Source organism: Streptomyces sp. CRCS-T-1 (assembly GCF_024442335.1).
GTDB lineage: Bacteria > Actinomycetota > Actinomycetes > Streptomycetales > Streptomycetaceae > Streptomyces > Streptomyces koelreuteriae.
The window spans coordinates 7399210-7414537 of record NZ_CP101651.1; the positions used below are offsets into that span (position 1 = coordinate 7399210).

Below are 15328 nucleotides of genomic sequence, written 5' to 3' on the forward strand. Positions count from 1 at the left end.
GCCAGTCCTCAGTGGGTGTCCGTGGGCCGCTCCAGCAGCGGGGCCGCGTCGGAGAGTACCCCGGCGATCCTGGCCAGCGTCTCCTCGTCCCGCTCGACGGCGTCGAGCACCGGCCCGGCCGCCGTGTCCCAGCGGCGTGCCACGGCCGCCGCGTCCTCCCCGGTCAGCAGCCCGGCCGCCTGCGCGGCCGCGCCGAGCGCCACCAGCTCCTTGGCCTCGGGCACCTGCACGGGACGCCCCGACAGCCTTCGTACGGTCTGCTGCCAGGCCGCGCCCCGGGCGCCGCCGCCGATCAGCAGCAGGGGCGCCGAGGGGTCGGCGTCCTGGTCCAGGACCAGGTCGAGCGCGCCGAGCAGGGAGTGCACGGCACCGTCGTAGGCGGCCTGGAGCAGTTGGCCGCCGGTGGTGTCGTGGTGCAGACCGTGCAGCAGGCCGGAGGCGTTGGGCAGATTCGGGGTGCGTTCGCCGTCCAGATAGGGCAGCAGGGTGACGGCCGTGCCGGGCTCCACGGCGTCGCGGTCCAGGCCAAGGAGCGTCGCGACGCGGTCGACGGCGAGTGTGCAGTTCAGGGTGCAGGCCAGTGGCAGCCAGTCACCGCGCGCGTCGGCGAAGCCCGCCACCGTGCCGCTCGGATCGGCGGGCCGGTGCCGGGACACCGCGTACACCGTGCCCGAGGTGCCGAGACTCATCACCGGCACGCCCGGACGCAGCCCGAGGCCCAGCGCCGCCGCGGCGTTGTCGCCGGTCCCGGGCGCGACCAGAGTGCCCTTGGAGAACGGCAGATCGTGGCTGTGCACCGTGCCCGCCACCTCCCCGGGCCGGACCACACGGGGCAGCAGGGCCGGGTCGAGCCCCACGTGCGCCAGGATCTCCTCGTCGTACGACTCCGTCCCGGACGCCCACCAGCCCGTCCCGGAGACATCGCCGCGGTCGGTCGTGCCCTGCCCGGTGAGCCGCTCGGTGAGGTAGTCGTGGGGGAGGCGCACGGCCTTCGTGGCCCGGACCGCCTCCGGCTCGTGCTCGGCCAGCCAGGCCCACTTCGTGACCGTGAAGGACGCGGCGGGGACGCTTCCGGTGCGCTCAGCCCAGTACTTCGCGCCGCCCAGATCCTCGGTCAGCCTGCGGGCCTGCGGCGCCGAGCGCACGTCGTTCCACAGCAGGGCGGGCCGCAGCGGCTCGCCCCGGTCGTCCAGGGTGACCAGGCCGTGCTGCTGCCCGCCGACCGACACCGCGGCGGCCTCGTGCGCCGCGTCACCGCACTGGCGCAGGGCCTCGCACAACGCGTCCCACCACTGGCGCGGATCGCTCTCGCGGCCCGCCCCCGAGGAGACGGTGTGCGGGGCCTGGCCGCTCGCCACGACCCGGCCGGTGGCCGCGTCGACGACCAGCGCCTTGGTCGACTGGGTGGACGAGTCCACGCCGACGACGAGCGGACCCTCGGCTGCTGACATCGGGTTTCTCCCTCTGCTCTCGTCCTGCTCCGGTCCTGCTTCTCTCACTCCGGGACACCTTGTCTCTTCCCGGAAGGGCGCTGTCTCTTCCCAGAGAGGTGCTCGCATACTAATTTGTAAATCGCCATGACGAAATAGTCTCAGCGAGCGAGGAGCCGCGGCATGAGCTACCAGCCCACCCCCGAGGACAGGTTCACCTTCGGCCTGTGGACCGTCGGCTGGCAGGGACGGGATCCCTTCGGCGACGCCACGCGGCGTGCCCTCGACCCGGTCGAGTCGGTGCAGCGCCTGTCCGAACTGGGCGCGCACGGCGTCACCTTCCACGACGACGACCTGATCCCGTTCGGCTCGAGCGACACCGAGCGCGAGGCCCACATCAAGCGCTTCCGGCAGGCGCTGGACGCCACGGGCATGAAGGTCCCGATGGCGACCACCAACCTCTTCACGCACCCGGTCTTCAAGGACGGCGCGTTCACCGCCAACGACCGTGACGTGCGCCGCTACGCGCTGCGCAAGACCATCCGCAACATCGACCTCGCCGCCGAACTCGGCGCCCAGGTGTATGTGGCCTGGGGCGGCCGCGAGGGGGCCGAGTCCGGCGCCGCCAAGGACGTCCGCGTGGCCCTGGACCGGATGAAGGAGGCCTTCGACCTGCTCGGCGAGTACGTCACCTCCCAGGGCTACGACCTGCGCTTCGCGATCGAGCCCAAGCCGAACGAGCCGCGCGGCGACATCCTGCTGCCGACCGTCGGCCACGCCCTGGCGTTCATCGACCGTCTGGAGCGTCCGGAGCTGTACGGCGTCAACCCCGAGGTCGGGCACGAGCAGATGGCCGGGCTGAACTTCCCGAACGGCATCGCGCAGGCCCTGTGGGCGGGCAAGCTGTTCCACATCGACCTCAACGGCCAGTCCGGCATCAAGTACGACCAGGACCTGCGCTTCGGCGCCGGCGATCTGCGGGCCGCGTTCTGGCTGGTCGACCTGCTGGAGTCGGCCGGCTACGAAGGCCCGAAGCACTTCGACTTCAAGCCCCCGCGGACCGAGGACCTCGACGGGGTGTGGGCGTCGGCGGCCGGCTGCATGCGCAACTACCTCATCCTCAAGGAGCGTGCCGCGGCCTTCCGCGCCGACCCGGAGGTCCAGGCGGCGCTGCGCGCGGCCCGCCTGGACGAGCTGGCCCAGCCCACCGCCGCGGACGGCCTCCAGGCCCTGCTCGCCGACCGGTCGGCCTTCGAGGCCTTCGACGTCGACGCGGCCGCCGCGCGGGGCATGGCCTTCGAGCACCTGGACCAGCTGGCGATGGACCACCTGCTGGGGGCGCGCGGCTGAGCACACGCGCGCGTGGACGCGTGCCTGTGCGGGCGTCGGCCGTACCGCCTGGAATGCTACGGAATCATGCGATCCACGCCATGAGTCCGTAGCAACTCCCGTGCACCGCTCGCGCCTTGAGCGGTGCACGGTGACCCTGGTCGGTATGGCCATGCCGCCCGTACCGCCTCAGCGGCGGAATCCGCTGCTCATCCTGATCACCGTGCTCGTGGCCGCCGCAGCCGTGTGCGCGGTGGTGCTGATGGCCAGGGGAGGCGACGACTCGCCGGACCGGGAGCCGCCCGCCGGGAGCACGAGCCGCACCCCTGCCCCGTCCTACGGCATCCCCACCAAGCTGCCCACCGAAGTGCCCAGCGAGCTGCGGACCCGGCTGCCGTCGGACTTTCCGAGCCGGCTGCCGAGCGATCTGCCCAGCGACCTCGAATCGCTCCTCCCGTCCCTGGACACCGGCGAGCTACTGCCGTAGAGGCGCCTCCTCCGGCGCTGATCCGTCCCCGGCGGCCGGATCCGCCGTCGTCAGGGCCGTCGCCGGATCCTGTGCGGCGCCTCCCGCGGGCATCCAGCGGCCGCGTTCCTCGACGTACGGCCACCATCGGCCGTCCCGGCCGAGGCGCAGCTGGACCGGTGCGCCGACGACCGTCCACCGGTTGCCGCTCGCCCGCAGCTCCGGCCGCTCGTCCGTGTCCCAGGCCGACTCCAGGGCGGCACGCGCGCGTGCGAGCGTTTCGCCCTCCACCTGCCACTCCTCGTCGAGCACGGCCAGTGCGGCCGTACCGCCGAGGTGCCAGGCACGGACCGCTGCTTCGAGCGCCTCCGGGCCCCGTCCCGACCCGTCGGCGAGACGGTCCGCCACCTCGCGTCCGGGATTGCCTGCGGCCAGCCGCACCGCGTCCTGCGTCAGAGTCAACTCCGCTTCGGAGGCACCCCGGAGGGCCTCCGCGAGCAGGCGGTGGGCCTGTACGGCGGTCCGCGCGGCCAGGAACTCCAGCGCGGCCGGGTCGATGCCGGGAGCGGGCGGGGTCTCGGTGTCCAGGGACCGTGGCACCCCCGGCTCGCCCGGGAGTCCGGGCAGGTCCGGCAGCGGAGGGAGGATGTCACCGGCCGCGTACGCCTCGGCCGCGTCCACACCCTCCGGCCCGGAGGACTCCGCGGGGGATCCGCCGCCGCGGGTCTGGAGAGCGTCCAGCAGGGCGGCTTCGTCCCGGCCCCGCATCAGCATCAGGACGAACGGGTCCTGGTCCAGCAGCCGTGCCACCTGGTAGCAGAGCGCTGCCGTGTGCCCGCAGTGGTCCCAGGCGTCGCAGTCGCACTTGGGCTCCAGATCGCCCAGGCCCGGCAGTAGTTCGACGCCTGCGGCCGCCGCGTCCTCGACCAGGTGCGGCGGCATCTCCCGGTCCAGCAGCGCCGCCACATGCCCGGCCCGCTCCACCGTCATGTCCAAGAAGTGGTCCCACTGTTCGGATGAGAGCTCCGCCAGCAGGACATCGGCCCGGTGTGCCGTGCGGTCGCGGTCCTGGACGACGGCCGTCAGCCGCCCCGGGCGCACCGACACCGCGCCGACCGCTCCCGCCCGGGCGAGCCGACGGCCCGTCTTGAGCTGCGCCGAGTCCAGCGCCGTGTCCTCCAGTGACTTCAGCCAGGCCTGGCCCCACCAGGTCTGCGCGAAGCCCCGGCCGCGCGCGGGCGGCAGTGCCGCGAACGTGCGCTCCATGTCTCCGTCGTGTCGATTCATCGCGCCCCTCGCAGTTCGACCAGTTCCGCCAGTTCCGCGTCCGACAGCTCCGTGAGCGCCGCCTCGCCGGAGCCCAGGACGGAGTCCGCCAGCTCCTTCTTGCGGATGAGGAGTTCGGCGATGCGGTCCTCGATGGTTCCTTCCGCGATGACGCGGTGCACCTGCACGGGCCGGGTCTGGCCGATGCGGTAGGCGCGGTCGGTGGCCTGCGCCTCGACGGCCGGGTTCCACCAGCGGTCGTAGTGCACGACGTGCTCGGCCCGGGTGAGGTTCAGACCGGTGCCCGCCGCCTTCAACGACAGCAGGAACACCGGCACTTCGCCGTCCTGGAAGCGCCGCACCATGGCCTCGCGCTCGGCGACGGGCGTCCCGCCGTGCAGGAACTGCGAGGGTGTGCCGCGGGCGGCCAGATGCCGTTCGAGGAGGCGGGCCATCTGCACGTACTGCGTGAAGACCAGTACGCCCGCCTCCTCGGCGAGAATCGTGTCGAGCAGTTCGTCCAGCAGTTCCAGCTTCCCGGAGCGTCCGGCGATCACCGGGCTCTCCTCCTTGAGGTACTGCGCCGGGTGGTTGCAGATCTGCTTGAGGCCGGTCAGCAGCTTCACGATCAGGCCGCGTCGCGCCATGCTGCCGGCGCCGGAGATCTCCGCCAGCGCCTCGCGTACCACCGCCTCGTACAGACCCGTCTGCTCCTGGGTGAGCGACACGGCGTGATCGGTCTCGGTCTTCGGCGGCAGCTCGGGCGCGATCCCCGGGTCCGCCTTGCGGCGGCGCAGCAGGAACGGCCGTACGAGCCGGGCCAGCCGGTCCGCGGCGGCCGGGTCCTGACCGCCCTCGACGGCCTGCGCGTACCGCCTGCGGAAGGTGCCGAGCCGGCCCAGCAGCCCCGGAGTGGTCCAGTCGAGGATCGCCCACAGCTCCGACAGGTTGTTCTCCACCGGGGTGCCGGTGAGCGCCACACGCGCGCGTGCGCCGATCGCCCGCAGTTCCCGCGCGGTCGAGGAGTACGGATTCTTCACGTGCTGGGCCTCGTCCGCCACGAGCAGGCCCCACGGCACCCCGGTGAGCCGGGGCGCGTCCAGGCGCATCGTGCCGTACGTCGTGAGCACGAACTCCCCGTCGGCCAGGTCGTCGAGGCTGCGCCGAGTGCCGTGGAAGCGCCGCACGGGGGTGCCGGGCGCGAACCGCTCGATCTCCCGCTGCCAGTTGCCCATCAGGGACGTCGGGCAGACCACCAGGGTGGGCCCGGCGGACTCGGCGTCGGTCTGCCGGTGCAGATGCAGGGCGATCAGCGTGATCGTCTTGCCGAGCCCCATGTCGTCGGCGAGACAGCAGCCGAGGCCCAGGGACGTCATACCGGCGAGCCAGTTCAGGCCCCGCCTCTGGTAGTCCCGCAGGGTGGCCGCGAGGGCGGCGGGCTGCTCCACGGGCCGCTGCGCCTCGGGGTCCGCGAGCCGCTCCCGCAGGGCCGCAAGCCACCCGGTGGGCCGCACCTCGACCCGGCTGCCCTCCACCTCGGCCCAGCCCATCAGGGCCGCGCCCAGCGCGTCGACCGGTGTGACCTTGTGGTCCTGCCGGGAGTGGGCGAGCCGTACCTCCTGAGGGTCGATCAGGACCCACTGGTCACGCAGCCGCACCACGGGACGCTTGGCCTCGGCGAGCCGGTCCAGCTCCTCGCGGCTCAGCCGCCGGTCGCCCAGCGCGAACGACCAGTTGAAGGAGAGCAGCGCGTCGGCGGACAGAAACGACGGCAGGGCCGCGACGGACCTGCCGGACTCCTGCTCCTCCTCGCCGTCGCCGCTGGGACCCATCGGCCCCACCTCCGCGCGCGTGGTGAACTCGCGGGTCAGTCCCTTCGGCCAGTGCACGTCGACCCCGGCCGCCGCGAGCGCACGGGCGCCCGCGCCCAGCAGTGCGGTGACCTCCTCGTCGGCGAGTTCGACCGCGTCCGGCACGGTCGCCGACAGCAGTGGCGTGAGCGGGTCCCAGGCCCGGGCCGCGCGGCGCAGGGCGAGCAGGACGTCCATCCGGGCGCGCGGGCCGAAGGCCTCGCCCCCGGCACCGGCCCAGACGTCGGCGGCGTCCGCGACCAGTGCGGGATCGCTCACGCTGTGCACCTGGAGCACGGCCCGGAACGTCACGTCCGCGTCGGCCGCCGCGTCCGTCAGACCGGGTGCCTCGATCCGCAGCGACAGCCGCACGCCCGCGTCATGGCCCGCCGCGACATCGGCGGCCCAGGCGCGCTGCTCGGGCAGGAGCACCGGCTCGGGCGACGCGTACGCGGCACCGCCGGTCACCAGCGGCGCGGCGGGGGAGCGGGGCAGCGTGTCGGCGACGGCGTCGAGGAAGGCGCGCAGAAGCCGCTCCGGGTCGGGCAGCCGCAGCGGCCCCGATCCCGCGAGCGGCACGGAGTGCGCCTCGGGCGGCATCGCGGCGGCGAGCCTGCGGACGGCCTCGACGTCCTGGGCATGCAGGGGACCCGTCCGCCAGGCGTCGTGGTCGCCCTGGGACAGTCCCGGCAGCAGCAGACCGCGCGCCACGAGGTGCAGGGCGTGCACGGCCGCCGCGCCCCAGAACACGGTGGACCGGTGCCCCTGGGCGCTCACCCCTGCGCGGGTGAGGACCGGCAGGGCCGTGCGCACCGGCAGCAGGACGGCGGGCACGCTCTCCGCCTCGATTCCCTCGCTGCCGGGGACGGCGACAGTCAGGTCGGTGGCGGACGCCGATGCCATGGCCCGCAGGGCTTCGCCGTCGGGGCGCCAGAAGGCGATGTGGCCGGTGCGGGCCGGGTCGCCGGGCAGGAACACGGCGCGGCAGTGGGCCCATTCGGGGGACAAGGGGGGAGGTGCGGAGGAGAGTGCGGAGGAGGGTGCCGGGAGAGTCGGATGCTCGCTTATGGCTAATTCCTCAAACTTGACTAGCGGGGTGGAGTCGCCGAGGGTACAGCACGTCTGGCGTACACGGGTATGACTGAGGTGTGATCCGAGTCACTATGAGTGGGTCAGGGGTGTGTAGGGGTCGCACCTCAGGGATGTCTCAGGGTCGCGGTCAGGAACCGCCGCGGGCGCGGGCCCGTTTTCGAGACAGAGAGCGGCAGTGGCCGCGAAGGAGGCGACAGACATGTCCAAGAACGCCAAGATCGCCGCAGGTGGTGTGGCGGTCGGGCTCATCCTGTTGATCTGGCTGCCCTGGTGGGCAGCGCTCCTGATCATCCTGGGGGTCCCGGCCGCCGCGTATCTCGCGCTGGACCCGTCGCAGCGCCGCAGGCTGCGCCGAGCCACCCGCAAGGAGATCGGCCGCTAGGAATGCGGCCGCCGAGGCGCTGACCCGGCGCGGCCGAGACCGTCGCCGGATCAGACGGACCAGCCGGACGACCTGGATTCCCCCGGATCAGTTCGGCCGTACGGCCATCTTGTCGAGCGCTTCGAGGAGCCCCGGCAGCTCCGGCCCCCGGCCCACCGGCAGGACCTCGCCGGGTTCCTCGTCGAGCAGCACGAAGGCCATGTCGTCGGTCCTGGCCACGAGCGACCAGCCCGGGCCGTCCGCCCGCAGGGTCCGGGCGTCGGCCGTCGCGAACGACGACCGGACCCGTCCCAGCGGCGGCGGCGAGTCGATGTAGGTGCGGGCCTCCGCGAGGACTCGCCGGATGCCGCTGTGACTCGGCAGAGCCTTCTCCGCGCTCTCGTCCGGGGTGTCGGCCGCCTGGCCCTCGTCGTCGCCCGGCGCTGTCGAGGACTCCAGCTTCTCCGAGGCTTCCGGCGCCTCCGAAGACCCTGGTGCTTCCGAAGCCTCCAGCGCCTCCGAGGTATCTGGCGCCTTCGAAGAACCCGGCGCCTTCGAAGAACCCGGTGCAACGAAGGCCGAGTCGTCGACCTGCTCCCGCCATGTCGCCCACTGCAGCGCGATCTCGTCCGCGCCCAGGCGCCGCTGGGCCGGCCCCCAGACGGTGGTGTCCGGCGGAGCCAGCGGCGGCCGGTCGTCGGCCTCCGGGTCGGGATCGTGCGGCGCGGGCACTCCGGGCGCCGCGACGGCGACCGCGAGCGGCCAGCCTGGCAGGGCCGCGACGACGGAGCGCTCGTCGGGCGACAGCTCGTACTCCATGCCGCAGTCCCAGGAGGCGATCGCGACGGCGACCAGGGAGACGTCGTCGATGGCGACGGTCCAGCGGGAGCCGTCGCCGTCCTGGCCGAGCACCAGCCCGTATCCCTCGGCGAGCGGTGCGAGACCGAGCGCCGCGCACGCCTCCGGATAGTCGTCGCCGAGGACGCTCGGGAACTTCGCAGGCGTCAGCAGTACCGCCGTGAGCACATAGAGCGCGTCGTCCGCGGCGGCGACGACGTCCTCGTCCGTCCCGGCCATCCCAGCCTCCCCATCGGTTCGTCCAACGGCGCGCACCCTAGTGCGCGCGGAAGCCGCTTGTCACGGCCCCGCAAGCGCACCCGAGCTGCAATTTTCCGGCGGACGGGGCGAATCGGCCGTCCGGACCGTGCTCACGGCGCCGTAGGCAGCCCCAGCAACTCACGGGCCACGGTCCGCGGCGACTCGCCGCGTTCCCGTGCGAGCGCGATGACGGCCCGGCAGGCCAGCTCGTTCACCCCGAACGACAAGGCCTCCGGCGACACCCAGCCGGCCGCCTCGTCGGCCCGCTCCTGGTCGTCCTCCGCGCCCGCCGCGACATAGACCGCGGCGGCCTCGAAAAGGTTGTGTGGACGTTTGTCCCCGTCGGTCTTGGCCTCCGTGCGCAAGGCGTCGGCCACTCTTCCCCCGGCCTTGCGGAACCTGCCCCACATGCTGACCACCTTCCCCCTGTGCGGTTGTTGTGTCTGATCTTTCATCTCCCGGCCACCAACGTAAAGTTGGAGATCCTGTGGCAGAAGGGGGACACGGTGAGACGCTTCGACCGGCTGGTGCGGATCCGGCGGATGGACCCGTACCGGGAGGCCACGGACATCTACCGGCTGAGCGTGGCGTACGAGTTCCCCTGGGACTTCACCCGCGCTCTGGAACTGGCCCTGTACCGCACCTACGCCGTACCGAGCATCGGCCGCCTGCTCGCGCGGACGGCGGAGCTCACGGAGCGGACGCAGAAGCGCTACGACGACACCTCGCTGCTCCTCGATGCCGTCGTCGAGCACGGCTTCGGCAGCGACCGGGGAAAGACCGCGATCCGCCGCATCAACCAGATGCACCGCGCCTATGACATCAGCGACGACGACATGCGCTACGTGCTCTGCACCTTCGTCGTGATGCCCAAACGGTGGATCGACGCCTACGGATGGCGCAGGATGTCGCGCCACGAGATCGTCGCCAGCGCTGTCCACTACGGCACGCTGGGCCGGCACATGGGCATCAAGGACATCCCCGAGACGTACGAGGAGTTCGAGACCTGCCTCGACGACTACGAGGCGGCCCACTTCGCCTGGGACCCGGACGCCCGGCGGGTCTCGGACGCCACGCTCGACCTGATGGCGTCCTGGTACCCGCGCCCGCTCGCACCCCTGCTGCGCACCACGACCCTCGCGCTGCTCGACGACCCACTCCTGCACGCCTTCCGCTACACCCCGCCGAGCCCGGCCACGCGCGCGTGGGTGCGTCGTGCCGTACGGCTGCGAGGGCGCGCCGTCCGGCTGACGGCACCCCGGCGCGCCCCGCACTTCGCCCGCCAGAACTGGGAGATCAAGGGCTACCCGTACGGATACCGGCTCGCCGACCTCGGCACGCGGCCGGTCCCGGGCCTCAGAGGCTGCCCCGTACGGCAGGCGGAGGCGACGGGCACCGAGGCAGGGTGACGCGGCGGCTCAGTCCTCGCGGACGGCGAGCGCCAGGAAGCGGGTGTCCTCGTCGACGTACGACGTCATGCGCCACCCGGAACCGGCCAGCAGCGGCCGGAGGTTGGGCTCGGCCCGCAGATCGTCCGGGGTGAGCGGGCGGCCGTGGCGGGCGGCCAGTGCCGCCCTGCCGATCGGATGGAACAGCGCCAGCACACCACCAGGACGCACCACACGCGCCAGCTCGCGCAGGTTCTCCGCCGGACTCGCCAGATGCGAGACGAGTCCCGCCCCGAACACCGCGTCCAGCGACCGCGACCGCAAGGGCAGCGCGGCGACATCCGTGAGCAGCAGCTGCCCGTCACGGTCCCGTCCGGCCCGTACGGCCTCCCGCAGCATGGCCGGGGTCAGATCGGCCCCGAGGACGCTCCCCGAGGGCCCCACGGCGGCACGCAGCGGCGGCAGGGCCCGTCCGGTGCCGCACCCCGCGTCGAGCACCCGGTCACCCGCGCGCAGTCCCAGCTCGGCGACCGCCGCCGCGTAGGCCGGACCGTCGTCCGGGAACCGGCTGTCCCAGTCGGCGGCGCGGGCGGTGAAGAACTCCTGGACACGCGTCTGGTCGTCGCTCATGTACCGCATGATTCCTCACCGGCACGGATCACGCCCCGGTGCACATGTTCGAGCGTGACGCGATCGTTCCGGTACATCCTTGCGTCATATTCCAACACCTTTCGAAATGCGCCCCCTTCGTGCGCCCATGCCGGGTCTAGCGTCCCGGGGCCATGGGACACCTGGACCACGCCGCCCTGGGGTGGCTGACCCCCGTGCTGTCGTACGCGATGGCCTGCACAGGCGCCGCGCTCGGACTGCGCTGCACCGTCCGCGCCCTCGCCGCCACCGGGCGCTCGCGCCGCAACTGGCTCGTCACCGCCGCCTCGGCGATCGGCACCGGCATCTGGACCATGCACTTCGTGGCCATGCTCGGCTTCGCCGTCACCGGCACCGACATCCGCTACGACGTTCCGCTCACCCTGCTGAGCCTGCTCGTCGCCATGGTCGTCGTCTGCGCCGGCGTCTTCGCCGTCGGCTACGGCCGGGACCGCGGCCGGGCCCTCTTCCTCGGCGGCCTCACCACCGGCCTCGGTGTCGCGAGCATGCACTACCTGGGCATGGCGGCCGTTCGTCTGCACGGCGACGTGACCTACGACCCGGTGCTCGTCGGGCTCTCCGTCCTGATCGCCGTCGTCGCGGCGACGGCGGCCCTGTGGGCGGCGCTCAACATCAAGTCGCCCGTCGCGGTCACCATCGCCTCCTTGATCATGGGCGCGGCCGTCAGCAGCATGCACTACACCGGGATGCTCGCGGTGAGCGTGCGGGTCACGCCCTCCGGGGCGGTCCTGCCCGGGGCGACGGCGATGCAGTTCATCTTCCCCCTCGCCGTCGGTCTCGGGTCCTACCTCTTCCTGACCTCGGCCTTCGTCGCGCTCTCGCCGACGGCAGGCGAGCGCGAGGCGTCCGCCTCGGCCCAGCGGCCGGTCGAGAGCGTCGCCCCCTAGGCCCTGTCCGGCCCGGCCGCGCACGGCCCGAACCACTCCCGAGCGAGGAGCCATGCGTACACCCCGTAGGAGCCCCACAACCGGCGCCGAGGCGCCGCCCCCGCCCGTGCGCGGTCGCCGCGCGCACGCCGGGCCACCGGCCGACGAGGGCCCGGAGGCGCCCTCGGGCGCCGCACCGGACGGGACGGTCACGCGCGTGGAGGGCTGGCACATACGCCCGCGCACCGTGCGCGCCAAGATCGTCTGCCTGCTGATGGTGCCGGTCGTCTCCCTCTTGGCCCTGTGGGCCTACGCCACGGTCACCACCGCCCAGGACGTCTCCCGGCTGCGGCAGGTCCAGCGCGTGGACGCCACGGTCCGCGCCCCCGTCTCCGCGGCGGTCGCCGCCCTCCAGGCCGAACGCGCGGCCGCCGTACGCCACGCCACCGACCCGTCGGCCGTACCGTCCGGCGAACTGGACGAACTCGCCCGGCGCACCGATCGCGCCGTCGCGAAACTCCGCCTCGGCAAGGGCAGCACCGTCGCCGACAGCGAGGAACTGCCCGCCGGCGTCGACCGCCGACTGGAGGCGTTCGTCACCGGCGCCGAGGAACTGCCGCCGCTGCGGACCGCGGTACAGGACCGGCGCGTGGGCTGGGCCGAGACGTACGGCCGCTACACCCGGACCATCTCGGCCGCCTTCGGCGCCGGTGGTGCCCTCACCGGCATCCGGGACGCCGACCTCGGCTCCGACGCGCGCGTGCTGCTCGAATTCGCCCGCGCGGGCGAGGCGTTGGCCCAGGAGGACGCGGTGCTGGCGAGCGCCCGGCTGTCCGGCACCCTGACCGGGGAGCGGCTGCGGCTCTTCACCGGCGCCGTCGACCTGCGCCGCACCCTCACGGCGTCGTCCGTGGCCGACCTGCGCGGCACCGAACACTCCGCGTGGAACGCCCTCGCCGACAGCAGCGCGTATGCGGGCCTGAGCGACGCCGAGGAGGGCATCCTCGCCCGCGGGCCGGGCGCCAAGGCGGTCGAGACCGTGCCCGAGAGCACCTGGAACACCGCCCACACGCGCGTGCAGCACGGCATGCGCACGATCGAGAACGAGGCGGCACGCGGCGTCGCGCGACGGGCCGACCCGTTCACCCGAGGACTGCTCACCCCGGCCGGCGCCGCCGTTCTGCTCGGACTCGCCGCCGTCGCCGCCTCGCTCGTCATCTCCGTACGCATCGGACGCGGCCTGGTGGTGGAACTGGTGAGCCTGCGCAACGGCGCCCTGGAGATCGCCCGGCGCAAACTCCCCGAGGCCATGCGGAGACTGCGCGCGGGCGAGGAGATCGACATCCGGGCGGAAGCGCCGTCGGGACCACCCGCCGAGGACGAGGCCGGGCAGGTCGCCGAAGCCCTCGACACGGTCCACCGCGCCGCGCTGCGGGCCGCTGTGGAACGCGCCGAGCTCGCCAGCGGCATCTCCGGCGTCTTCGTCAACCTCGCCCGCCGCAGCCAGATCCTCGTCCACCGGCAGCTGAGCCTCCTCGACAGCATGGAACGCCGCTCCGACGACCCGAACGAACTGAGCGACCTCTTCCGCCTCGACCACCTCACCACCCGTATGCGGCGCCACGCGGAGAGCCTGATCATCCTCTCCGGAGCCGCCCCCGGCCGGGCCTGGCGCATGCCCGTCGTCCTGACCGACGTGGTCCGGGCGGCCGTCTCCGAAGTCGAGGACTACGCGCGCGTGGAGGTACGGCAACTCCCCGAAGCGGCCGTCATCGGCACGGCCGTCGCCGACCTCACCCACCTGCTCGCCGAGATCATCGAGAACGCGGCGCAGTTCTCACCGCCCCACACACGCGTGCGCGTCACCGGCGAACCCGTCGGCAACGGCTACGCCGTCGAGGTCGAGGACCGCGGCCTCGGCATGGGCCAGGAGACCCTCGCCGAGGCCAACCGGCGCATCGAGCAGTCCGAGGCACTCGACCTGTTCGACAGCGACCGGCTCGGCCTGTTCGTGGTCAGCCGGCTCGCCGCCCGGCACGACGTCAAGGTCCACCTGAAGACCTCGCCCTACGGCGGCACCACCGCCGTCGTCCTGCTGCCCACCGCCCTCCTGCACACCGCGGCGACGGAACGTTCCCCCGGTGAGGCGGCCCATCCGCCGCGGCCCGAGGAACGCGCCCACGCGCGCGTGCCCGACGACACCCCGCTCCGGGACGTCGTCCCCGCACCGGCCGACCGGCGCGCCCTCGTGGCCCCGGTCCCGGCCGCTGCCGAGCCCACGAGCCACACCCCACCCCCAGGAGTCGCCACCTTGCGACTGCACCGACCCCAGGAGCAACCCGAAGGCTCCGAGGACCTCCCGCGTCGCGTACGACAGGCCAGCCTCGCCCCGCAGTTGCGCGAGGGGCGCCCCGAGGAACCGCCGCCCACGCCGGCCCCCCGGGACGACGAACGTACCCCCGAAGTCGTACGCGACCGCATGGCGGCGTACCGCGACGGCTGGGCACGCGGCGGCGGCAGGAAACCCGGCCGCGGCGCCACTCCCGGCCCCGTGACGGGCAGAGACAGCAGCGAAGGAGACCCCGCATGATCCAGGACCCGAGCACGCGTGCCGCCCGGCGCTCCGGCGAACTCGACTGGCTGCTGGACGATCTGGTGCTCCGCGTGAGCGACATCCGGCATGCCGTCGTCCTCTCCAACGACGGCCTAGCCGTGGGCGCCTCGACCGGTCTGCGGCGCGAGGACGCCGAACACCTCGCGGCGGTCGCCTCGGGCTTCCACAGCCTCGCCAAGGGAGCGGGACGGCACTTCGGCGCAGGCGGGGTCCGCCAGACCATGGTGGAGATGGACGAGGCGTTCCTCTTCGTGGCCGCCGCCGGCGACGGCTCCTGCCTCGCCCTGCTCACCGCCGTGACCGCCGACATCGGCCTTGTGGCGTACGAGATGGCCCGCCTGGTCAAACGCGTCGGCGAGCACCTCGGCACGGCGCCCCGCGCCGGCGCGCGGCCGCCCGCCGCCGGATGAGCCGAGAGAGCGGTTCGCGCAGATGACCGAGGACATGACGGGCACCCTGAGCGAGCAGGGCAGCCAGTGGTACGACCAGGACGCCGGCCCGCTCGTCCGCCCCTACGCCATGACGGGCGGACGCACCCGGTCCGGGCCCACCGGCGTGCGGTTCGACCTGATCGCCCTGGTCACGCTGGACCCCGGCGCGCCCGGCGTGGACGACGCCCCGCTCGGCCCAGAACACCGGACCCTCCTCGACCTGTGCCGCCCGGAGACCCAGTCGGTCGCCGAACTCGCCGCCGGAGCGGACCTGCCCGTGGGTGTGATCAGGGTCCTCCTCGGCGACCTCCTGGAACTGGGCTGCGTCACCGTCAGCCGCCCCGTACCGCCGGCCCAGCTGCCCGACGAACGGATCCTGCGCGAGGTGATCGCGGGACTGAGGGCGCTGTAGCGGACCACACACCCCCACCAGGGACGCACACCCCACCCGACACGAGAGAAGTGATC

14 protein-coding genes are annotated in these 15328 nt (G+C 73.2%); 8 read left to right on the plus strand and 6 right to left on the minus strand.

The features are described from left to right. Positions 1-8: 8 nt before the first annotated feature. Positions 9-1451, minus strand: coding sequence for a xylulokinase (gene xylB, locus NNW99_RS33605; RefSeq protein ID WP_215122909.1), 1443 nt, complete (start codon positions 1449-1451; stop codon positions 9-11). Positions 1452-1613: 162 nt separating this feature from the next. On the opposite strand from xylB, the gene xylA reads away from it, so the two are divergent. Further along, complete coding sequence (xylA, locus tag NNW99_RS33610) at positions 1614-2780, plus strand: xylose isomerase (RefSeq protein WP_215122910.1); 1167 nt, start codon at positions 1614-1616, stop codon at positions 2778-2780. 145 nt (positions 2781-2925) lie between these two features. Then, entirely contained in the window at positions 2926-3246 is a 321-nt protein-coding gene (locus NNW99_RS33615) for a hypothetical protein (protein WP_215122911.1), read from the plus strand. Here NNW99_RS33615 and NNW99_RS33620 read toward each other — a convergent pair. Together NNW99_RS33620 and NNW99_RS33625 are read right to left on the minus strand one after the other, a co-directional pair. Continuing rightward, the gene (locus NNW99_RS33620) at positions 3235-4512 is read right to left on the minus strand and encodes an SWF or SNF family helicase (protein WP_215122912.1); all 1278 of its coding nucleotides are present in this window, start codon (positions 4510-4512) and stop codon (positions 3235-3237) included. The two genes, NNW99_RS33615 and NNW99_RS33620, sit on opposite strands and share 12 nt — an antisense overlap. Continuing rightward, positions 4509-7349, minus strand: coding sequence for a DEAD/DEAH box helicase (locus tag NNW99_RS33625; RefSeq protein ID WP_370869177.1), 2841 nt, complete (start codon positions 7347-7349; stop codon positions 4509-4511). Before NNW99_RS33625 ends, NNW99_RS33620 begins: the two co-directional genes overlap by 4 nt. 283 nt (positions 7350-7632) lie before the next feature. Between NNW99_RS33625 and NNW99_RS33630 the strand changes: the two genes are divergently transcribed. Further along, positions 7633-7815, plus strand: coding sequence for a hypothetical protein (locus NNW99_RS33630; RefSeq protein ID WP_215122913.1), 183 nt, complete (start codon positions 7633-7635; stop codon positions 7813-7815). Between the two features lie 87 nt (positions 7816-7902). On the opposite strand, the gene NNW99_RS33635 is transcribed toward NNW99_RS33630, so the two are convergent. Both NNW99_RS33635 and NNW99_RS33640 read right to left on the minus strand, forming a co-directional pair. Next, positions 7903-8871 carry a hypothetical protein gene (locus NNW99_RS33635; RefSeq protein ID WP_215122914.1) on the minus strand — a complete coding sequence of 323 codons (969 nt, stop codon included), beginning with the start codon at positions 8869-8871 and terminating at the stop codon, positions 7903-7905. Positions 8872-9002: 131 nt separating this feature from the next. Then, complete coding sequence (locus tag NNW99_RS33640; protein ID WP_215122915.1) at positions 9003-9302, minus strand: hypothetical protein; 300 nt, start codon at positions 9300-9302, stop codon at positions 9003-9005. Positions 9303-9398: 96 nt separating this feature from the next. Here NNW99_RS33640 and NNW99_RS33645 point away from each other — a divergent pair, with 96 nt between their 5' ends. After that, positions 9399-10301, plus strand: coding sequence for an oxygenase MpaB family protein (locus tag NNW99_RS33645; RefSeq protein ID WP_215122916.1), 903 nt, complete (start codon positions 9399-9401; stop codon positions 10299-10301). Between the two features lie 9 nt (positions 10302-10310). Here the strand turns inward: NNW99_RS33645 and NNW99_RS33650 are convergent, their stop codons facing one another. After that, positions 10311-10910: a class I SAM-dependent methyltransferase gene (locus NNW99_RS33650; RefSeq protein WP_215122917.1), complete on the minus strand. Its 600-nt coding sequence runs from the start codon at positions 10908-10910 to the stop codon at positions 10311-10313. Positions 10911-11062: 152 nt separating this feature from the next. On the opposite strand from NNW99_RS33650, the gene NNW99_RS33655 reads away from it, so the two are divergent. From NNW99_RS33655 to NNW99_RS33670, 4 genes are read left to right on the plus strand one after another with little or no spacing between them, the layout of a single operon-like run. Further along, positions 11063-11836 (plus strand): MHYT domain-containing protein, encoded by a 774-nt coding sequence (locus NNW99_RS33655; protein ID WP_215122918.1) that lies wholly within the window; start codon positions 11063-11065, stop codon positions 11834-11836. A gap of 52 nt (positions 11837-11888) precedes the next feature. Next, positions 11889-14405, plus strand: coding sequence for a nitrate- and nitrite sensing domain-containing protein (locus NNW99_RS33660; protein ID WP_215122919.1), 2517 nt, complete (start codon positions 11889-11891; stop codon positions 14403-14405). Next, on the plus strand, positions 14402-14839 hold the full coding sequence (locus tag NNW99_RS33665) for a roadblock/LC7 domain-containing protein (protein WP_215122920.1): 438 nt from the start codon (positions 14402-14404) through the stop codon (positions 14837-14839). Before NNW99_RS33660 ends, NNW99_RS33665 begins: the two co-directional genes overlap by 4 nt. Before the next feature lie 22 nt (positions 14840-14861). Further along, a complete protein-coding gene (locus tag NNW99_RS33670) occupies positions 14862-15272 on the plus strand; it encodes a DUF742 domain-containing protein (RefSeq protein WP_215122921.1) in 411 nt (136 codons plus the stop codon). The last annotated feature ends 56 nt before the right edge of the window (positions 15273-15328 follow it).